At 35.5% G+C, this 20,678-nt stretch carries 17 protein-coding genes; 11 read left to right on the top strand and 6 right to left on the bottom strand.

The window, feature by feature from the left end; translation table 11 throughout:
* Positions 1–13: 13 nt before the first annotated feature.
* Positions 14–985, bottom strand: coding sequence for a polyprenyl synthetase family protein (locus FD33_RS06620; protein WP_025085522.1), 972 nt, complete (start codon positions 983–985; stop codon positions 14–16).
* Positions 986–1,070: 85 nt separating this feature from the next.
* Here FD33_RS06620 and FD33_RS06615 point away from each other — a divergent pair, with 85 nt between their 5' ends.
* Positions 1,071–1,985 (top strand): 1,4-dihydroxy-2-naphthoate polyprenyltransferase, encoded by a 915-nt coding sequence (locus FD33_RS06615; RefSeq protein ID WP_025085521.1) that lies wholly within the window; start codon positions 1,071–1,073, stop codon positions 1,983–1,985.
* Here the strand turns inward: FD33_RS06615 and FD33_RS06610 are convergent.
* Complete coding sequence (locus FD33_RS06610) at positions 1,982–3,175, bottom strand: acetate/propionate family kinase (protein ID WP_056955857.1); 1,194 nt, start codon at positions 3,173–3,175, stop codon at positions 1,982–1,984. The genes FD33_RS06615 and FD33_RS06610 overlap by 4 nt on opposite strands.
* Before the next feature lie 125 nt (positions 3,176–3,300).
* Here FD33_RS06610 and FD33_RS06605 point away from each other — a divergent pair, with 125 nt between their 5' ends.
* The 6 genes from FD33_RS06605 (at position 3,301) to FD33_RS06580 (ending at position 10,428) form a co-directional block, all read left to right on the top strand.
* Entirely contained in the window at positions 3,301–5,220 is a 1,920-nt protein-coding gene (locus tag FD33_RS06605) for a coiled-coil domain-containing protein (protein ID WP_025085520.1), read from the top strand.
* 154 nt (positions 5,221–5,374) lie between these two features.
* Positions 5,375–6,307 (top strand): glycosyltransferase family 2 protein, encoded by a 933-nt coding sequence (locus FD33_RS06600; protein WP_025085519.1) that lies wholly within the window; start codon positions 5,375–5,377, stop codon positions 6,305–6,307.
* A 132-nt stretch (positions 6,308–6,439) separates the two neighbouring features.
* Positions 6,440–7,027: a TetR/AcrR family transcriptional regulator gene (locus FD33_RS06595; protein WP_056955856.1), complete on the top strand. Its 588-nt coding sequence runs from the start codon at positions 6,440–6,442 to the stop codon at positions 7,025–7,027.
* Positions 7,028–7,035: 8 nt separating this feature from the next.
* Entirely contained in the window at positions 7,036–8,184 is a 1,149-nt protein-coding gene (locus tag FD33_RS06590; protein ID WP_025086262.1) for a cation:proton antiporter, read from the top strand.
* 83 nt (positions 8,185–8,267) lie between these two features.
* A complete protein-coding gene (locus FD33_RS06585) occupies positions 8,268–9,455 on the top strand; it encodes an NAD(P)/FAD-dependent oxidoreductase (protein ID WP_025086263.1) in 1,188 nt (395 codons plus the stop codon).
* A gap of 214 nt (positions 9,456–9,669) precedes the next feature.
* The gene (locus FD33_RS06580) at positions 9,670–10,428 is read left to right on the top strand and encodes a DUF1003 domain-containing protein (protein WP_025086264.1); all 759 of its coding nucleotides are present in this window, start codon (positions 9,670–9,672) and stop codon (positions 10,426–10,428) included.
* A 54-nt stretch (positions 10,429–10,482) separates the two neighbouring features.
* On the opposite strand, the gene FD33_RS06575 is transcribed toward FD33_RS06580, so the two are convergent.
* Positions 10,483–11,658: an ammonium transporter gene (locus FD33_RS06575; RefSeq protein ID WP_025086265.1), complete on the bottom strand. Its 1,176-nt coding sequence runs from the start codon at positions 11,656–11,658 to the stop codon at positions 10,483–10,485.
* A gap of 226 nt (positions 11,659–11,884) precedes the next feature.
* Here FD33_RS06575 and FD33_RS06570 point away from each other — a divergent pair, with 226 nt between their 5' ends.
* Positions 11,885–13,906 (top strand): KUP/HAK/KT family potassium transporter, encoded by a 2,022-nt coding sequence (locus tag FD33_RS06570; RefSeq protein ID WP_025086037.1) that lies wholly within the window; start codon positions 11,885–11,887, stop codon positions 13,904–13,906.
* A gap of 89 nt (positions 13,907–13,995) precedes the next feature.
* On the opposite strand, the gene FD33_RS06565 is transcribed toward FD33_RS06570, so the two are convergent.
* The gene (locus FD33_RS06565; protein ID WP_025086038.1) at positions 13,996–14,553 is read right to left on the bottom strand and encodes a cysteine hydrolase family protein; all 558 of its coding nucleotides are present in this window, start codon (positions 14,551–14,553) and stop codon (positions 13,996–13,998) included.
* Between the two features lie 150 nt (positions 14,554–14,703).
* On the opposite strand from FD33_RS06565, the gene FD33_RS06560 reads away from it, so the two are divergent.
* A complete protein-coding gene (locus FD33_RS06560) occupies positions 14,704–15,216 on the top strand; it encodes a hypothetical protein (protein ID WP_025086039.1) in 513 nt (170 codons plus the stop codon).
* A gap of 62 nt (positions 15,217–15,278) precedes the next feature.
* Here the strand turns inward: FD33_RS06560 and FD33_RS06555 are convergent, their stop codons facing one another.
* Positions 15,279–16,130 carry an alpha/beta fold hydrolase gene (locus FD33_RS06555; protein ID WP_025086040.1) on the bottom strand — a complete coding sequence of 284 codons (852 nt, stop codon included), beginning with the start codon at positions 16,128–16,130 and terminating at the stop codon, positions 15,279–15,281.
* A 180-nt stretch (positions 16,131–16,310) separates the two neighbouring features.
* Here FD33_RS06555 and FD33_RS06550 point away from each other — a divergent pair, with 180 nt between their 5' ends.
* On the top strand, positions 16,311–17,015 hold the full coding sequence (locus FD33_RS06550) for a glucosamine-6-phosphate deaminase (RefSeq protein WP_056955855.1): 705 nt from the start codon (positions 16,311–16,313) through the stop codon (positions 17,013–17,015).
* A gap of 300 nt (positions 17,016–17,315) precedes the next feature.
* Here FD33_RS06550 and FD33_RS06545 read toward each other — a convergent pair whose 3' ends face one another.
* Positions 17,316–19,061, bottom strand: coding sequence for a 1-deoxy-D-xylulose-5-phosphate synthase (locus FD33_RS06545; protein ID WP_056955854.1), 1,746 nt, complete (start codon positions 19,059–19,061; stop codon positions 17,316–17,318).
* A gap of 196 nt (positions 19,062–19,257) precedes the next feature.
* On the opposite strand from FD33_RS06545, the gene FD33_RS06540 reads away from it, so the two are divergent.
* The gene (locus tag FD33_RS06540) at positions 19,258–20,640 is read left to right on the top strand and encodes an amino acid permease (RefSeq protein ID WP_056955853.1); all 1,383 of its coding nucleotides are present in this window, start codon (positions 19,258–19,260) and stop codon (positions 20,638–20,640) included.
* Positions 20,641–20,678 lie beyond the last annotated feature (38 nt).

Genomic DNA, 20,678 nt, shown 5'->3' with positions numbered 1-20,678 from the left:
CTTTCTCCCTATACTACTTGATTCGATTAACTAATTGTTTAACTACTTCTGTCAAAACACGGCGACTAGTGTTTTTAGGTAATTTGCCAATTTCTTCTAAAGCATGTTGTGTAAATTGTCGGGCAATTTCCTTAGCATGATTTAAATAGCCGTCATCAATTACTATATTAGTAGCCTTTTCATCGTCGGAATCAGTTAACTCTTCTTTTGACAAAATTGCAATCAGATCTTTATTACCGGACTCTAAGCCCAAAATATATGGCAATGAATAGACACCATTACGCAGATCCTCATGAACTGGCTTACCAGTCTCTGAAGAGCTACTGAAATCAAGGATATCATCGATTATTTGAAAGGCCATTCCAATATCGTGACCGATCTCCTTACAACGTTTGACCAATTCCTGATCTCCACCACTGACAACGGCTCCCATGGTAGCGCTTAAACTGAATAGTTCCGCGGTTTTACCAGAGATTTCTTTTAAATACATATCAGTAGTTGCTTTGACATTGAAGTTAATACACATTTGATCTAATTCACCAATCAAGATGCGTTTCATACTTAATGCATTACGCAGTATATCAGTGTTTTTTACCAAATTCTGGGATATTAGTTCAAAATAAATCGTAAACAAATAATCGCCAGCATAAATGGCATTTCTACGACCATATTTAGTGTGAATCGTGGGCTGTGATCTGCGCATTGGCGAATCGTCAATCACATCGTCATGAATCAAAGTAGCGACATGTAAAATTTCTAACGATGCCGCTAATGGAATCAAATCTGTCGTTGATTTTTTCTCATTACCAAATTCACTGAATAACAAGAAAAAGGCTGGACGCAACATTTTGCCACCTGAAGTTAAATCTATAATCATTGAACTGATGTCGAGATTATTTATCTTCACCATTTGATGAATGTAATCTGTCGTTAAGTCCAATTTCTCCCCTAGTTGAGGATAGCTTTTCCAAATTGAGTTCGCCATAAAATATTTATTACCCCTGTATCGCTTTGTTGTATTCCAAAATAATTCTATAATAGAACTTATCAAATCCAAAGGAATGATTTCTGTGAAACCTTCAGTATTTTTCGAGCTTGTCGAAATAAAAGCCAAGACCGCTAGTGTCTTCCCCTTTTTGATGGGGACTTTGTATTCATATTATCACTGGCATTCTATTAACGCTCTTGATTTGATTCTATTTTTTATCGCTATGTTTCTTTTCAATATGGCTGTCGATATCAATGATAATTATTGGGATTATAAAAACGCTACTGGTGATGAAAGTTTTCGTCGTCAAACTAACGTTATCGGTGTTAACCATCTCAATATCCATTTAGTTGGCTGGCTAGATTTTTCTTTCAGTGCAATTGCCGCCATCATTGGTCTTTTCATCGTTTATCGGACAGGTTTGCCCTTATTATATCTAGGATTATTCTCATTTGCCGTTGGCTTTTGTTATGCTGGTGGTCCTTGGCCTATTAACCGTGGACCATTAGGAGAGTTCTTCTCTGGTTTTACTATGGGATACGTTATTTATTTAATTGCCATTTACATCAACGTAGTCCACAACCCTGATGTCATTTTGAATTTTAAATTTTACGGTGACGCTTTACTTTCATCACTGTTAACTGTTTTTGCCATTTCAAATCTCTTGTTAGCAAACAATATTGCTGACGAACAAGAGGATATCAATTTGGGTCGTAAAACACTGGTTTACTATCTAGGCAAAACTAATTCAATTTTCATTCTCAAATCACTTTACGTTCTCGGTTACTTAGCTTTAGTTTGTTCAGTTATCTTGGGATTATTACCTAAATTGATGTTATTAACTTTTCTAATAACTCCCGTAGTGTACAAAAATGCCAAAGCGTTCAGTCAGAATCCAATTAAGAAGAAAACCTTCCCCTTAATCATTAAGAATCTGTTACTGATCACTTTGGCAGAGACAGTTACATTTATTTTCGGTGTAATCTTTAATTTCTAATCAAGTAATTTGGCAAATCCATAAGTATCTTGAGCAATCATCAATTCCTCATTAGTTGGAATTGTGTAGGCTGTGACCTTGGAATCATCGGTTGTAATTCTATTTTCGGCACCGTTTTGCTTATTCTTTTCTTTATCGATTTTAAGTCCCATATACTCAAGTCCGCTCATAATATCTCCACGAACTTCAGTTGAATTTTCACCAACTCCGGCTGTAAAGGCAATAACATCAACACCACCCATTTCAGCCGTATAAGAACCAATAAATTTGAGAATACGATTACGATACATTTCCAAAGATAACTTGGCACGTGTATTAGTATCCTCTACAGCCTCAATATCACGCATATCTGGTGAAACACCTGAAATTCCTAATAAACCAGACTTGTGGTTTAAAATATCGATCATCTCTGAAACATCTTTAATTCCTAATTTCTTCATCAAGTAAGGAATGATTGAGAAATCAATATCACCACTTCTGGAACTCATCATGATACCCGCTAATGGAGTGAATCCCATTGAAATATCGAAGGCTTTACCATGTTTGATTGCACTAATTGAAGCACCACTACCCAAATGTAGAATAATAACATTTTTATCATCGATACCACCTTCAACGATTTCATTCAAACGTTGGGCGATATAACGGTGACTCGTACCATGTGCGCCATAACGGCGTACATGGTATTTTTTATAATCTTCCAAATCAACACTGTATAAATAATTTGTTTCGGGAATATCGACGAAGAATGACGTATCAAAAACAGCTACTTGAATAGCTTTAGGAACCAACTTTTTGAAAACATCAATATAATAAGCTTCAACTTTATTATGTAACGGAGCGTATTCAGCCAATTCTTGAATTTTTTTCAAATTTGCGTCAGTAATAATTTCTGACTTTTTGAAATACTCTCCACCAGCAACGACACGATGACCGAAGGCTACAATATCACTAAATTTTTCAATTATTTTCATATCTTTTAAGGCATCCAAGATTGATAGGACGGCAATATCGTTGGATTTAATAGCTTCTTCACGTTGAATCTTTTGACCGTTATACTTTAATTTAAAGATTGACTTAGGTGTTCCCAAACGATCAATCATTCCTGAAGCAATTGTTTTTTTCTCAGGCATTTCAAAAAGTTTCCATTTCAAAGTTGAACTACCTGCGTTTATAGCCATAATCTTCATACAAAAACTCTCCTTTTTTGGTCTAGGTATTCTCTACAAATAGCTTTATATCAAACTTTACACCGATATAAAAAAATGCTACTCTTTAGTAACTATTATAAGTCTTTTTATGGGGGAATTGATTCGTGAAATTTTTAGACATGCTACGCAAGATTGATGAGAAACCAGAGGCCGATAAAACGGTTCCAGATTCTCCTAAAAGCGACCAAAATTCCGCTCAATCTCAAGCATCTACTGACAATCAGTCGACTGAGGTTGCTAAGGAAAATGAACAAAAAGAGGAACAACTTCCTATGTCAGTTCATGACAAGCGCGTAAATATCGAAGAGCAAATGAATGATTTATCACATCAATATGCTCAATTAAGAAATGATTTAAAGACGAACCTTTTCTCTGAAAAAGATGATTTTGAAGCTAAGAAAGAAACCCTAGACAATTATCTTAAAACTTTAAAACGTGATGAAAAAGAATCAACCGAAAAATTGGCTGATACTAAAGCTCAAAACGATGACGCTGCTAAAGAACATTTAGCCGTTGTGAACGCTGACCGTAAAGAACAAGAACAAAAACTCAGTGAATTACAAGAACAGTTAAATGACCTTAACACCGAGATTAACACAAAGACAGCAAGTTTGGAAACGCTTCAAACAAATCTTGCAAAAAATGAACAATCTGAAACTGACATGTCTACTTCCATCAAAGAAGAAAAAGATCTTCAAAAGATGATGGTCCTCATGGAAAAGCAAAAAGAATCAATCGATACTCTTTATGCTGAACGTAAGAAACTCAAGGAACAGATTAATTCTGCCCAAGAAGATATTGCTAACCTAAATAGTAAAGCTGCTGACTTGAATAACCAAATCGGTGACATTAATAAAGAAATCGTCAACTTACAACAAAAGGCTCGTAATATTGATGATCAAATGAAGAACGATCACAATTACCGTATTGAGACTATTGCTGGCTTGGAACGTCATATTCAAAGCCTTGATGAGGAACACAAGAAGATCGATGATGAACTAGCCGATGTTAACGGTAATATCGACTACTTGAGTAAATATATCAAAGATGTTTTCCATTCAGCATATCTAGTACGTGATGTCTATTTGGATAAAGACAAAGAATATTACGTAACGGCTGACGATTTTGATTCTGATACTGCAAAAAATGATTTATTCGGTATGGTCAATTATCTCGAATCTAAATTACAAAAACCCGTTACTGTTGTATCAACTTTCTACAACAATCATGTTCATGAAATTATTGATAAGAAAGCCAAAGATCAACACATTGCCATTCCAAACGTTGTGAACTTATTTGATCAATTACAAAAGAGTGATAATCCTGATGGCAAACGCGTGGCAATCCCCGATAGTAGCGATTGGGTAACTAGAACCGATGTCGAAACTCAAGATGTTTTCATCTATGACAAGAAACAAAATCTATTGATGACTGCGGAATACTTTGACAAGGAAATCATTGATCGTATTAATTACTACAAGAATGATCAAGTTGTAAAAACCAATATTTATAATACTCAAGGCCAATTGTCTTCAACACAAAGTTTTAATAAGAATAAAGAATTGTCAGAACAAAACTTCTACCGCACTGATGGTTCAATTGTTCTTACAGTTATCTTTGAAAAGAACAAGCCTGTTAGTTACCAATTATTTGATAAAAATGGTTTACTAGAACATGATTTCAACGAAAAATCAGAATTGATCACTTGGTGGTTAAAGAGTGTTGAACCAAACACAGAGAATGCTGTTTTCGTCGGTAACCATTCCGATCTCTTATATCAACTAGTTGTTAGTGTTAACGAAATTGACAGTAAAAACACTGTTCCACTTCTTCAAAACGTCGCCAAGAGGATCGACGATGTAATCAAGTTGCTAGACGAACAAAAGGATATCATCGAACTATTCGTTCAAACTGAGGATGATTTACATGCTATCGAAAGTAAGACCAACCGTGATATCAGTGTCAGTGTGATCAACACCGCAAGTAACGGTACTTTATCATTACCTGAATCATTAAAAGTTTAATATTTTTTGGGGGACTGTAACTACAGTATGAATGTGTGATATAGACACAATCTCTCCGTTTAATTGTGAAAAGACCAAATTCATACTAAATGGATTTGATCTTTTTGTTATGATCACATATCTTTTATAATCTGGTGAAAGTGGAAAAAACATTATGAAAACTATATCTATTATTGTTCCGTGTTTTAACGAACAAGAATCTATTAATATTTATTATGACGCAATGACAAAAATCAAGGATCAGACTAACAAATTCAAATTCGAATATTGGTTTATCGATGACGGTTCTAAAGATAAAACCTACTCTATTTTGAAAGACCTACAACAGGACCACAGTGACGAAGTTCATTTCATCTCCTTCTCCAGAAACTTCGGTAAGGAAGCTGCCCTTTATGCTGGTCTTAATGAAGTAACTGGTGAATATGTCGCCGTTATGGATGTCGATTTACAGGATCCACCAGAAATGTTACCTGAAATGTTCGATCTCCTAGAAGAGAAAGAATACGATTGCGTTGGTACTGCCAGAATGGATCGTGAAGGAGAAAATAAGATTATCTCCTTCTTCTCCAATAGTTTTTACAAGCTCATCAATAAAATGTCTCAAACTAAAATTATTCCTGGCGCTAGAGATTATCGTTTGATGACTCGGCAAATGGTTGAAGCCATCAAATCAATGACTGAATACAACCGTTTCTCTAAGGGTATTTTCAGTTGGGTTGGTTTTAAAACTAAGTATCTACCTTATAAGAACCGTGAACGTGTAGCCGGTAACACTTCTTGGAATTTTTGGAAACTATTCAAGTACGCTATTACTGGTATTGTTGATTTCTCTGAAGGTCCTTTGATGTTTGCTACTTGGATGGGAACTATCTTTTCAATCACTTCAATTCTAGCCATCATCGCTATTATTATCCGAAAAATCATCAATCCTCTTAGCAGCGTAAATGGTTGGGCCTCAATTGTTTCCATCGTTCTTCTTATCGGTGGAATACAACTGCTAAGTATCGGTATTCTTGGTGAATATATCGGCAAAATTTTTCTCGAAGTCAAAAAGCGCCCTATCTATATTGTTAAAGATAAAAAATAATAACTCAATGTCAGAATCTTGTGTGGTTCTGGCATTTTTTATTACAAAAAATAGTTCAACTGTCATCACATGATAAGCGACAAATATTAAGATATAATGTTAGACGAATAGATTAAGGGATGGGTTATAAAAATGAATGTACGGGATCAACAAGCTGAGAATACTAAGAATGCTATTTTACAAGTCGCTGCCAAAATGTTCCTTTCACAAGGATATCAAGCCACATCTACGCGTAAGATCGCTCAGGAATTAAATATTACTCAACCAAACATGTATCACTATTACAAAAACAAAAAAGTACTCTATATCAAAGCCATTGAGTACTCAGTCAACAATTTTAGTAAGAATTTACTTGAGGAGTATAGTCAACAAAAAGACTTGCCATTTGAAGATTTGTTACTTCATATGTCAAAATATATGATAGAGAATTTTAGAGTCAATTATTTCATTATGCGAAATGATATTGAAAATTTCTTTACCGTTGAGGAACGAACAAGCATCAATAATAACTGGGATGGCGGTTACTATAAGGTGTTATTCAACATTTTCCAATCACATAAAAGCGAACTACGTTCTGACTTAGCCATTCCCGTTCAAGTTGGAACTTTTCTAACAATGTTACTGCCTTACATTGAATATAACGATGCCAAAAGGAAGCGTAATATTGCTAACTTGAATACTGTTATCAATATTTTTATCAATGGCGTCAAAAAAGAATAGAGGTCGATATGGAATTCATAACTCTGCTCGCATTGATGTTATTTCTCACATTAGTTGTTAGCCACATTTTCAATCGTCTGAACTTACCTGCTGTTATCGGGCAATTAATTTTGGGCGTTATTTTAGGTAAGGGTGTTTTAAACGTCGTTAAAGCTGATAACGATGTTAATTTATTTGCCGAAATTGGTGTTATTTTATTAATGTTTTTGGCTGGTTTGGAGAGTAATTTAAAATTACTAAAAAAACATCTTGTACCCAGTATTACGGTAGCCATTTTTGGCGTTATCTTGCCAGTAGCTTTGACTTTAATAACTTCACTAATCTTTGGTATTAACTTTAAGGAAAGTATTTTTATTTCCGTTGTCTTCGCGGCAACATCAGTTTCAATCTCAGTTGAAGTACTCAAGAGTCTCAACTACTTATCTAGTGCTTCGGGAACCGTTATTTTAGGTGCTGCAGTCGTTGATGACATCTTAGCTATTTCTATTCTGAGTGTTATGTCAGGAACTTTAACTGGCGCTTTCTCTATGCAAAAAATCTTAATGCTGCTAGGACTTTGGGTCCTCTTTGGTGTTTTAATTGTTGTTTTGCACAAATGGGTCATACCTCAAATAATTCACTTAGCGGATTACATTGAGGCCACCCAAGCACCAACTATTTTTGCGTTAGTAATTTGTTTTGTAATGGCCTATATTGCTGACAAGGTTCAATTGGATGCTGTTTTAGGAGCTTTCGTGGCCGGAATTGCCGTTTCTAATTCAAAGTACTACAAAGAAAAAATTGGAAGTAATATTGAAGCCATAGGTTACAGTATTTTTATTCCTGTTTTCTTTATTAGTATTGGTCTCAATCTTGAATTTAGTAGTTTCCTTAAAGATTTCTGGTTGATCGTATTCTTCACCATTACAGGTGTCATTGGAAAATTATTCGGAGCCGGCTTTGGTGCCAAATTGTCAGGATTTGATTTGAAAGATTCTTACGTCATTGGTTCTGGGATGATCTCCCGCGGTGAAATGGCTCTAATTATTGGTCAAATAGGATTTAGTGCCAAGTTGCTATCGGAAGAATATTATTCCGCTGTAATCATCAGCGTTATCTTAATCACGATCATCTCACCATTTTTCCTTAAACACTCTATTAGTAAGAATCCTCTCTAACCTTATAGTTACCACTAAATCAATGTACGAGATATAATGATAACGTAAACATTTAATTTCGAAATAGAAGGAGAAGGTTAATTATGGCACACATTTTAGTACTAGGAGCTGGTTACGGTGGCTTAAGAGCTGCACGTGATTTGGCCAAAAGCACTCCAGCAGGAACACAAATTGATTTAATCGATAAAAATGACAAGCATGTAGAAAAAACTGCTTTGCATACTATCGCAGCCGGCACTAATCGTGCTGATGCAATTAGTTTTGATATTCGTTCGGTTCTACCTTCAAATGTTAACTTCATCAAGGCAACTGTTTCTAAGCTTGACTTAGACAATAAGACGGTTGAGTTCTCAGACCACGAGGACATTACTTATGACTATATCGTAGTTTCCTTAGGATTCCGTTCAGAAGACTTCGGACTTGAAGGTGCTAGTGAAAATGCCTTGATCCTTCAAGATTTGGAATCAGCACAAAACATTTATAAGACAATTAATAAAAATATTGCTAATTATAAAGAATCACAAGATCCTAAAGACCTCAGTATCATCGTCTGCGGTGCCGGTTTTACTGGAGTAGAGATTCTTGGTGAATTAGTTGATACAGTAAAAATTCTTAAAGCCAAATATGACGTACCAGAAATCAAAGTAACATGTCTAGAAATGGCAACAAGAATCCTACCAATGTTCGATGAGAATCTTGCTAGTTACGCCGTTGAATATCTAGACAAAAATGGTATCAAACTCTTGACTGGTGCAAAAATCAAGAAGATTGAAAAGCAAGCTGTTATCTATATGGATGGTGACACAGAAAAGAGTGTTGAAGGAAGTACAATTCTTTGGACAGTCGGTGTTAGTGGTAGTGACGTTATCACAAATTCAGGCATTGAGGCTAGAAGAAACCGTGTTATGACAACTGAATTCCTCAACCTAGAAGCACATCCAGAAGCATACTTTATCGGTGACGATTCTGCTATTATCCCTAAAGGTGAAAAACGTCCATATCCAACAACAGGACAATTAGCCACAGCTGAAGGAGCCGGAGCAGCTTTTAATATTGCTGCAGCTTTAAACGGTAAAGATTTGAAACCATTCGTTTACAAATCAATGGGTACCGTAGCTTCATTAGGTCAAAATCATGGTATTGCCGAAATAACAGGCAAGAACTTCAAATTTAAGGGTTCAATTGCATCATTATTGAAACACCTATCAGCAGATAGAGGAATCATGGAAATAGCCGGATTGAAGACAGCAATTAGAAAAGGAACTATCTAGTAAGAGAGTGGAACAAGCCGATTAGATTCTGAGTTTACGAAGTCAGGCAAAACGCAGGAATTTGACCTGTGGAACTCGTTTCCACTATATTGCTAAGGACAATAATTATAGATATAAATAAGCTGATTCTAAAAGGAATCCAGCTTATTTTTTTTGCTTTGCACCTAAGCGAATAATATACTGACCGTGAATAACTCCAAGGGATGTGTAGATTATGGCAATCAAGAAGAATCAAATATGTGCTATCTGTGGCAATCGTTTCACAATTACGGAAGGATTATTTTTGAGAGATTTAAGTGACCTCTTAAAGGAACAAGTAATACAAACTAATAAATACGCGAAGGAATCCTCCTTCATCTGCCTGAAAGATTTGCAAAAATTACGTATTGATAGAATGCAAACCACTATTGATCAAGATCTGAAGATAGATCATCAAATGTCCGATCAACTCCAAAAAGAACTTGAAAAAGATACTTATGTTATCAAGAATATCAACGATACCGTTTACGGAAAAAGGACTCGTGGTCAAAAAATGGCCGATGCAGTTGCTAAATTCGGTGGTAGTTGGCAATTCATTATTACCTTCTCAATAATTATCATCCTTTGGATGACAATCAATATAGTGCATCTCTTTGGCGTTAATTTTGATCCCTATCCATTTATACTACTGAACTTATTTTTAAGCTGTGTGGCTGCTATACAAGCTCCTATCATCATGATGAGTCAGAACAGACAAGCCGATCGTGATCGTTTCGATTCTGAAAATGATTATCGTACTAATACCAAATCAGAAATGGAAATTCGGATACTTCATAAGAAAATGGATCAGCTTAACGAAGTTCAATGGCCCCATATTTTGGATATTCAAAAAATGCAGATTGAAGTTCTAAGCGAAATTGAAAATGAAATTCAATCCCTAAAGGCAGAGAAACAAGCACAAGAAAATCGTTCTACTAGACACCCTCACAAATAAAAATACGTGTTGAATTGAACTTCTTAGTTCTCTTCAACACGTATTTTTTAGTTATTAGTTATTAATAGTTCTTTTAATTCCAATATTATTTTTAAATAATTTCTTCAAAGTCACGATGATGATTATTGCCATAATTGATACGAAGATAATGGTAAAAACGGCGCCTAAAATTTGAATGCTCAATATTTTAATACCACCGCCATAAAATAGGCCATTAGTTATAACGTTATGGTTAACCGATCTAGTAGCAAACAATCCTACTGCGATGGAACCAATAATACCGCTAACACCATGACATCCAAAGATATCTAGATAATCATTTAAATGTAATTTGTATTTTAGATAATTCATAAAGTAAAAACTACCAATTGCGGAAATAATTCCAATGATAAAAGCTCCCCAAATAGTTACGTAACCAGTTCCCGGCGTAACACCAACTAAACCACAAATACTACCAGTACAAATTCCATTAACAGTCACATGAGATTTATATTTATCTTCCAGAATAATCCACATTATTAGTGCTGAACAGGCAGCTATTGTTGTTGTAAAGAAAGCATTGAGTGCTTGATTATTCAATTGCAAAGCACTACCAGCATTGAATCCATACCAACCGATCCATAGTAGAACTGTTCCCATCAAGATCCACATTGTATTACCTTTTGCATGCTCATTGTTATATTTATAAGGCTCACGTAACATAATGGCTAAAATCATTGCTGTAATTCCGGCATCAATATGAATGACTGTTCCACCAGCAAAATCCAAAACCCCTAATTGAGCTAAGAAACCACTAGGTGACCAAACAATATGAGCCAATGGATAGTAAATCAACAGTGACCAACAAATAACGAACAAAACAATGAATTTAATCCGAGCTCTGCTTGCTACAGCACCAAGGAAAAGCGCCGGTGTTAGAATCGCGAACATCATCTGAAAGAGTAAATAAACTGAAGTTGGTAAACCTGTAGTTCCAAAGGTAGACGATAAGTCTATACCTGATAAGAAAAGATGTTTAAAGTTACCAATAATACCTAAGAAATTGCCTTCAAAGGAAGCTGAGAATCCAATTGCCACCCATAATAATCCAGCTATACCAAACATTAAAAAACTGTTAAAAAGAATCCGATTAACATCTTTTTCCGGTACAAAGCCACTGTAAAACACCGCAATTCCGGGAACCATTATCCAAACCAACATGATTGCTAAAACCATAAAATCAAGTGTCATAATTATCACATTCCTTTTATTTAGTAGTTCCCTCTCTATTTTTTGAGTATTATATTACTTTGAGTATTATATTACTATATTTATTTCATGTATACCAATTTACATTTATTAATAAGCGTTAAAATTTATAATTATTATTCTAACAATTATAATTATAATGGGGGTATATTAGCGAATGAATAGTTTATAAATATAAAAATATTCATTTTAAAAAGGAGCAATAACTATGGAGAAGAGAAAGTCATCATTTTCCTTATTGGGCATGTTGATTACCCTTGGTATCGTCTACGGCGATATTGGCACCTCACCTCTTTATGTTATGAACTCAATCATAAACGATGCCGGTACTATGGCAGATGCTAAACCTGAATATATTTTAGGCAGTGTCTCATTAATTTTTTGGACACTTATGCTCATTACCACTATCAAATACGTTTTAATTGCTATGAAGGCTGATAACAATGAAGAAGGTGGGATCTTTGCTCTTTACGCCTTAGTTCGTACTAAGGGAAAATGGTTAATCATACCAGCCCTAATTGGTGGCTCCGCTCTTCTAGCGGACGGAACCTTAACTCCAGCTGTTACCGTAACTTCAGCGATTGAAGGTATCAAAGGTCAACAGTTTGGTAATATCGTATTCTCTAGTAAACAATCATCGGTTTTAATTATTGTTACAGTGATATTATTAACTATCTTTATCATTCAAGAATCCGGAACAGATCGAATTGGACGATCATTTGGCCCCATCATGTTTATTTGGTTTAGTTTTATTGGTATTGCTGGATTTTTAAATTTGACTAATGATCTTTCTGTTTTAAAGGCTTTGTCACCTATTTATGCAATCAAAGTACTCTTTAGTCCGGTCAATAAAGTTGGCATCTTCATTCTCGGCAGCGTCTTCCTGGCAACTACTGGTGCTGAGGCACTATACGCTGACATGGGACAAGTTGGTAAGCATAACGTCTATGCTACTTGGCCTTACGTATATGCAATGTTGATGTTAAATTACTTTGGACAAGCTGCTTGGATTATTAATAATTATCAAAATAAAGCTTATAACCATATTTCTGGTATCAATCCGTTTTACGAAATGTTGCCAGCAGATTTCAAAGTTTTTGCCATTATCATAGCTACAATGGCCGCCATCATTGCCTCGCAAGCTCTAATCACAGGTTCATTTACTCTAGTTCAGGAAGCTATCGGTTTGAAAATTCTGCCTCGTTTAAAAGTAAAATTTCCTGGTAAGTTTGAAAGTCAGCTCTATATTGGTACCATCAATTGGATGTTATGCGCTATAACGATTGGTATTGTTTGGGGATTTGGTTCTTCCGAACATATGGAATCAGCTTACGGACTAGCTATCACCTTGACAATGTTAATGACAACAGTTTTACTACATCAATTTTTAATTATGAAAAATCATCGTCATTTTGCTAATGTTTTCATGGTTTTCTTCATTGCTTTGGAAGGATTATTCCTGCTTTCTAGTTTGATAAAATTCGTTCACGGTGGCTATGTGACAGTCATTATTACTTGTGCTATTTTAGCCATCATGATTATTTGGTACTTTGGAAATAAACGTCGTGATGCTTACCTAGCTGAAAGTGAAAATGTTTCTTTACTCGATTACCTTCCTCAACTGGAGAAATTGAGTAAAGATTCTTCAATCCCAACTTACGCTACTAATCTTGTTTACATGATTAAATTAGGTGAAGATTACACAATCAAACGGTCCGTCATTTACTCAATCTTGGATCAAACACCCAAACGTGCTCGGGTTTATTGGTTCATAACGGTTAACCAAACCAATGCACCGTATGAATGCAATTACACGGTTGATATGATGCATACTCGTAACGTTGTTAACATTCAATTGAACCTTGGTTTCAAAAAGTCACAACACGTTAATATTTACATTCGACAAATCATTAACGCCTTAATCAGGAAACATATTATTGATGATCAAACGCCAAACTATTCAATGGTTCCTAACCGTCATGTTGGTTCTTTCAAATTCATTATTCAGAATCAACAGTTCCAAGACTTAGGCGCTCAGGAACAAATGAATAATCTCGATCGTCTCTTGATTGGTGGAAGATTGTTATTACAAAACATTACAATTTCACCATCCCTTTGGTTCGGTTTGGAATTTAGTGATGTCGTAGAGGAAAAAGTTCCTCTTTTCTTAGGCAGTCAAACAGATGAATATTTAACTGAAAAAGAACTTAAAAATGATGTTAAACCTTAAAACAAATAAGGACAGGTAATCAAAGTATGATTACTTGTCCTTATTTTTCTCAATATTTGAAATCTGAAGATGTTATAGTCCACTCTTTTCTATTTAGCGACTTCTGCACCTAAGCAATTCTTGAAATGATTTAAAGCCCATTCATGACCGGCCTGATTGAATGAGGCCACGCCTTGTTCGTGTACCACAATTTTATAATTTAAATTATAAGCATCGACTGCAGTGTGTAAAACACAAATATCTGTACAGACACCAACTAAATGTAAAGTATCAATCTTTCTCTCCCGTAAACGTAGGTCCAAATCAGTTCCTGCGAAGGCGCTATAACGTGTCTTATCGAATAGCTTTACTTTTTCACCATCGTTATGTGCATCGTACCAATCCTTAATTCCGCCGTACAATTCACGGCCCCAAGTTCCACGTACATTATGAATTGGAAATAATTTAGTTTCTGGATGATAAATATCATTAGGTTTATGAACGTCAGTTGGAAACCAAATCCAATCACCATCCTGATACATTTTTTCAGCCAAATCAAAGATTCTAGGTTCAATCTCCTGACCCGGTTTGCCACAAGTTAAAGCACCCTTGTCAGCAACAAAATCGTTCGTATAATCAATAACTAATAAAGCTTGGTGTGAAGACATAGTATTCTCCTACTTTCTTCTTGTTATTTACTTACATTGCGATTATTCAAAATCTTCCTTGTGAAGTCAATTTATTCGCTTGTATGCATGACATCAGAAACCGATATCATATGTTATAATTTCCCTAATCTAAGGATTAGGGGTCTTAATATGCATAAAAATTATCGTGAACCCATCAAGATCAAATACCTCGTTATCGCTCTTATTGGTGTCGTGATTTTTGCTGCTGCACTTTCCTTTTTCACTCTCAGAACTTCTAACACGACTATCCAAAATAAACCTACGGTTAAATATACTAAGGTCAAAAAAGATTTGAATCAGAAATTCAATGGTAATGGTAAAATTGTTACCATCAAGCAAGAGGACAATATCAACGATAAGAACAGTAAGAATCCTCATACCGTTATTCTAGTGATTTTGACAGATACGCAAACTCAAAAGTATCTCAAGACAACTTATGAAGCTGTTCAAAATGATAAATCTTCTCGTGATCAACAACTCTATATTGCTTCTATTCAAAAAATTATTTCCGATGAGGCTAAAAAATTACATAACAACGATGATGTTATCCAATTCGTCTATAAAGATAACAAGAGTTATGTGCCTGTCGCCAGTTCACAAAAACATCGTAATTTGATCAAACCTGTTAAGGTTTCCAAATAAAAAGAGATACAACCTGTTCAATTGGACAGATTGTATCTCTTTTCTTGTTTGTAATGAGTACTTTATTCTTCAATATCAACTCGTTGTCTTTCGACTTTTTCTTCGTCAAAGGCAATAATCTTATCAACGACTTCTTTAGGTTTTTCTAACATTGCCAAGTGTCCAGCACCTTTAATATCAGCTAATTGTAAACCAGGAACTCGACCAATTGTGGCTTTAGCATCTTTAATACCTTTTTCGCCTAAAATTTGATCGCCATCCGCATACATAGCTAAAGTTGGAATTTTGATCGTACGTAAACGCTTGTTCAAGAATTTCTCACTCAAGTAATCAACTGACATCTTTTGTAATTTCTTAGCTACTTTGTGATCAACCATATTGGCAGCTTCGTCAACGATCTTTGGATTAGACAGACTCTTACGGTCAAAATTTTTATCAAAGTAAAGACTAGCTTTAACTGGTGACTTAGCCAATTTCCCAAGTAATGGAATAGCCGCTACAGAAGACGATGCGTCCATATCGGAATATTTATCAGTTGCAGGGGTATTCAATAGAATTAATTTTGATATAGTAAAACCACGAAGTTCTGCCATATTAACAGCAATCAATCCACCAACACCGTAACCAAATATGATCAATTGTTTAACAATCTTTAAACGGGCAATTGCTTCCAACATGTTCCAAGCTTCAGAATCAATTGTATAGTTATCACTTTTAACCTTGCTAGATTTACCTTGACCAAGCAAATCTAACGCAACAACGGTATATTTATCTTTCAAGTAAGGAATCATTTCATTGAAATAATCGATTGATCCATCGATTCCAGGAACCAAGATAATGATCTTGTCACTGTGAATTGATCCAATCAAATTTGTATTTACACTGCCTTCGGATGTAGATAATATTTTTTCCAAATTATTCTGCCTCTTTAGTTTTTATCTCTTATTAAAAAATATACCTAAAGTGTGAAGATTTTGCATTGATTATCAGGATTTTAACTTATTTTTATTTAATTAACTTATTTTATTGACAATTTACAGAAAATGCATTAGATTGGACTAGACCAGATAAATAGAGATGGGAGATTTTTGAAGATGAACATTATTAAAGTTAAAGATACAGATATGGGCGGTAAAGAAGCCTTTAAAATTATGAAGGCCGATATCAAAAATGGTGCTAAGGTTCTTGGTTTGGCAACTGGTAGTAGCCCAATCACACTTTACAATGAAATGACAAGTAGTGACCTTGATTTTTCTAACATGACTTCAGTTAACTTGGATGAATACGTTGGCTTGAAACCTGATAACGAACAAAGTTACCACTATTTCATGAAAGAACATCTATTTAGTAAGAAACCATTCAAGAATTCATATGTTCCCGATGGTTCAAATCCTGATGCTGAAGCTGCTACAAAGGCTTATGATAAGATCATCGAAGAAAATCCTATCGATCTTCAAATCTTAGGTATTGGTAGAAATGGTCACATTGGTTTTAACGAACCAGGTTCACCACTAGACGGTACAACTAGAAAAGTTGGTTTGACAGAGTCAACAATCGAAGTCAACACACGTTTCTTCGATGATGAAAAAGACGTTCCACGTTTTGCTTACTCAATGGGTATCGGTTCAATCATGAAAGCTAAGAAGATCATCCTTCTAGCTTATGGTGAAGCTAAAGCTGATGCTATTGCCGCTACTGTTGACGGTCCTGTTACAGAAGACTGCCCAGCAAGTGCTCTACAAAACCACCCAGATGTAACACTTATCATTGATGAAGCTGCTGCATCAAAGTTAAAATAATTGATTAATTTAACCGATAGTCCTAATTAATTTTAGGACTATTTTTTTATGAAAAATATCGGTTCTCTATTAAGCCAGTAACTTAAAACGGCACCCATTTAGAAAAGTAATGTAATACTCTTGTTCTAAATAGATGCCGTTTATTATTATTCAAAAAGAAATTAATAAGTAGAACCGTTTACCAGTCTGAAGTAAAAATTAAAAATGTGGTCAGCCGTGAAATCATTGTTAGCGGCTCTGCGGTTACAATGAGGCTGATCTTGAAGCTAATTATTTTTGTGGAAGACAGAATTTTTAAGTTTATAAAGCAGCCTTAATTTCAGCTACAATTTGTTCTGGAGTCAATTTAAATTCATGCCATAATCCAGCAGTAGTTTCACGATCATTGAAACGTTTAGCGGCTCCAAAATTAAGAACGTGCATATCGGTATCACCATAGAAACGACTAACTTTTTCACCAAAACCACCGCTTAAACTGGCTTCTTCCAAAGTCACTACTAATTGGTGATCCTTTTCCAAATTACTCAAAGTTGCGCCATCAAGTTCAGAGATGTCACGAGGATCAATAACAGTTACATCAAGATTTTCTTTACTCAATTGTTGTTGTACCTCTTCAGCTAATGGTAATAAACTTCCGAGTCCCAAAATTGCAACTTTCTTACCTGCATGCAAGATATTCATTTTATGTATATCAAAATCATTCAAAGCAGCTGAATGAACATCATTACTTGGCACTCTGATAGCAACTGGTCCAACATTTTGATGAAGAGCCCAGTGCATCATGGCAGTTAGTTCCTCTTTAGTTGTTGGAGCTAAATAAGTTAGGCCAGGAATATTACTCAACATTGCAATATCAAAAATACCTTGATGAGTTGGGTCTCCTGCATTAATACTACCACCGGATACCATAATTGTTACAGGTAATTTATTAATACCCAAATCATGAGACAATTGGTCATACGCTCTTTGTAAAAATGTACCTGAATGGAAAACAATTGGTCTCATACCTTGTTGAGCCTGTCCAGCTGCGAAAGTAATTGACTCTTGTTCAGCGATACCAACATCAAAGTAACGATCAGGATGTTTACGTCCGAATCTCTTCAAATCATAAGATCCTGGAATAGCGGCCGTAATTGCTGTAATTGGTGTTTTATCTTCTGTGATTTCTTTTTCTAATCCAGCGTGTATAACGTCGTTATAAGTTTCACCTGTAACAGGATGTAAAGTCTTACCAGTTTTCAAATCAAAGGGTACATGCCAATGGAAGGCTTCCTTGTGGTCAATTGCTGGTTGATAACCATGACCCTTCTCTGTTTGGACATGTAACACAATTGGATGATCAATATCTTTAACAGCTTTAAAGGCATCCAACATCGCCTGCATATCATTCCCATCAGCCACGTAGCGGTAATCTAGACCCATAGCTTTAAATAAGTTATGTGAACTTTGACCATTAGTTTCTCTCAATTCTTTGAGACCTTGATACAAGCCACCGTGATCTTCGGCGATAGCCATTCCATTATCATTAACTAAAATAATCAAATTGGATTTCAAAGTAGCCGCAATATTCAATCCCTCTAGAGCTAGACCACCTGAAAGTGAACCATCCCCAATAACAGCCATCACATTGCCTGACTTACCTTGTAAATCACGGGCCGAAGCCATACCGGTTGCCAAAGCAATAGAAGTTGAAGTGTGCCCAATATTGAAGTAATCATGAGGACTTTCTTCCGGAGCAGTATAACCACTAACATCATCAAAATGTTTTGGATCAAGCCAAGCTTGTTTACGCCCTGTTAAAATTTTATGGGTGTAAGATTGGTGCGAAACATCCCAAACAACTTTATCAATTGGTGAATTAAAAATTGTGTGAAAAGCAATCGTCAATTCAACTGCGCCCAAATTAGGACCAACGTGACCTCCAGTTTGGCTAACTTTGTTGAGCAATACTTGACGGATTTCAGTTGCTAATTGTGTTAATTGAGCCAAATCCAGCTTCTTTAAATCAGCTGGTTGATCAATTGTATTTAAAATTGGTGTTTCCATATATTCGTTTCCTACTTTCCTCATTTTTTTTATCGATGTTTTCATACTACGACTTAAAGTAACCTTTAGGTCAAGAATATTTATCAAAAAAATTTATTTATTTTTAAAATGATTAATCCCCATCACGAATTTTTGTTGACAAAGGATTAAAAAAACCAGTAACCTAATGAGGTTGTATTTTTAATAGGTGGTTAATATGAAAGAAAAAGTATTTAAAAAAGCAGATTATAAAAAATTTGTGGCCGGTGACGCCCATTTTGAAAAGGTTCTAACTCGTGTAAATCTAATCTCAATGGGAATTGGAGCCATTATCGGTACAGGAATTTTTATCCTACCCGGAATCGTCGCTTCTGAAACAGCCGGACCCGGTATCACAATTTCCTTTATTCTGTCCGCTATTGTCTGTGTCATGACAGCAATGTGTTTTGCGGAATTATCTTCAACTTTTCCAGTTGCTGGTAGTACTTATTCATACGGAAGTATTATTTTTGGACAATTTCCCGGTTGGTTAATTGGCTGGGCTCTATGTTTGGAATATGTTTTAGGTGTGTCAGCCGTATCGTCAGGCTTTTCAGCTTACTTCGTCAGTCTCTTCAAAGGATTAGGCGTAGCTCTGCCAAAAGCAGTTACAGGCCCATTTGAGCCCTCTAATGGAACTTTTATTAATCTACCCGCTGTTATCGTTCTAGTCTTAATCTACTTATTACTTCGTCGTGGTGTTTTGGCCTCAGCTAGAATGAATACCGTAATGGTTTTTGTAAAAATTGCAGTTGTTCTAGCTTTCATTATTATCGGTCTATTCTATATCAAACCAGCTAATTATCATCCCTACTTCCCAATGGGTGGTATGGGCGTCGTCAAGGGAGCAGCTTTAGTTTTCTTTGCTTATCTTGGCTTTGATGTCATCCCATCCTCGGCACCAGAAGTTAAGAATCCTCAAAAGAATATTCCTATCAGTATCATGAGTTCTTTAGCTGTCTGTGCGATTCTTTATGTCATTTTATCCGCCGTTTTAACTGGAATGGTTAATTATAAAGATTTGAACGTTTCTGATCCTGTCGTCTTTGCTCTACAAAAAGTCGGCTTGAATAAAGTAACCTTTTTGATCAGTATCGGCGCTCTCGCTGGAATGTTTACTATGATGCTCAACACCGTTTATGGCGGTTCTCGTCTAATTTACGCCCTTGGACGTGACGGTATGATTCCCGAAGCATTTGGAAAAATTCATCCCAAGGCTAAAATGCCAATGCTTTCACTCAATGCTATTTCACTCCTAGCTATTCTTTTAGGTGGTTTCGTTTCCTTGAAAGAATTAACTAGCTTGGTGAATATCGGAACCTTGATTTCCTTTGTCTTCGTAGCCTTAGGAATTATTAAATTGAGACATCGTAATGATGTACCTAAAAGCGAATTTAAAGTTCCCCTATATCCTTGGTTACCGATAATTTCCGCCATCTCATGTGTCATTTTAATGACTCAGGTTAGTATCAATTCTTGGATCACTTTCATCTTCTGGATTTTAATCGGTGTAGGAATTTACTTTGCTTACGGTTATAAAAAGAACCGAAAATTTCAATAACAAGTTAGCCACTTGGACAAAATAAATTGAATCCAAGT

This window comes from Companilactobacillus paralimentarius DSM 13238 = JCM 10415, assembly GCF_001434985.1.
Taxonomy (GTDB): Bacteria; Bacillota; Bacilli; order Lactobacillales; family Lactobacillaceae; genus Companilactobacillus; species Companilactobacillus paralimentarius.
This window is presented reverse-complemented; position numbering and strand designations above follow the sequence as displayed.

Excerpts from the sequence above, each read along its gene's own strand:
- FD33_RS06620 (WP_025085522.1), bottom strand. The coding sequence starts at position 985 with ATGGCGAACTCAATTTGGAAAAGCTATCCTCAACTAGGGGAGAAATTG.
- FD33_RS06610 (WP_056955857.1), bottom strand. The coding sequence starts at position 3,175 with ATGAAGATTATGGCTATAAACGCAGGTAGTTCAACTTTGAAATGGAAA.
- FD33_RS06600 (WP_025085519.1), top strand. The coding sequence starts at position 5,375 with ATGAAAACTATATCTATTATTGTTCCGTGTTTTAACGAACAAGAATCT.
- FD33_RS06595 (WP_056955856.1), top strand. The coding sequence starts at position 6,440 with ATGAATGTACGGGATCAACAAGCTGAGAATACTAAGAATGCTATTTTA.
- FD33_RS06590 (WP_025086262.1), top strand. The coding sequence starts at position 7,036 with ATGGAATTCATAACTCTGCTCGCATTGATGTTATTTCTCACATTAGTT.
- FD33_RS06585 (WP_025086263.1), top strand. The coding sequence starts at position 8,268 with ATGGCACACATTTTAGTACTAGGAGCTGGTTACGGTGGCTTAAGAGCT.
- FD33_RS06580 (WP_025086264.1), top strand. The coding sequence starts at position 9,670 with ATGGCAATCAAGAAGAATCAAATATGTGCTATCTGTGGCAATCGTTTC.
- FD33_RS06575 (WP_025086265.1), bottom strand. The coding sequence starts at position 11,658 with ATGACACTTGATTTTATGGTTTTAGCAATCATGTTGGTTTGGATAATG.
- FD33_RS06570 (WP_025086037.1), top strand. The coding sequence starts at position 11,885 with ATGGAGAAGAGAAAGTCATCATTTTCCTTATTGGGCATGTTGATTACC.
- FD33_RS06565 (WP_025086038.1), bottom strand. The coding sequence starts at position 14,553 with ATGTCTTCACACCAAGCTTTATTAGTTATTGATTATACGAACGATTTT.
- FD33_RS06560 (WP_025086039.1), top strand. The coding sequence starts at position 14,704 with ATGCATAAAAATTATCGTGAACCCATCAAGATCAAATACCTCGTTATC.
- FD33_RS06550 (WP_056955855.1), top strand. The coding sequence starts at position 16,311 with ATGAACATTATTAAAGTTAAAGATACAGATATGGGCGGTAAAGAAGCC.
- FD33_RS06545 (WP_056955854.1), bottom strand. The coding sequence starts at position 19,061 with ATGGAAACACCAATTTTAAATACAATTGATCAACCAGCTGATTTAAAG.
- FD33_RS06540 (WP_056955853.1), top strand. The coding sequence starts at position 19,258 with ATGAAAGAAAAAGTATTTAAAAAAGCAGATTATAAAAAATTTGTGGCC.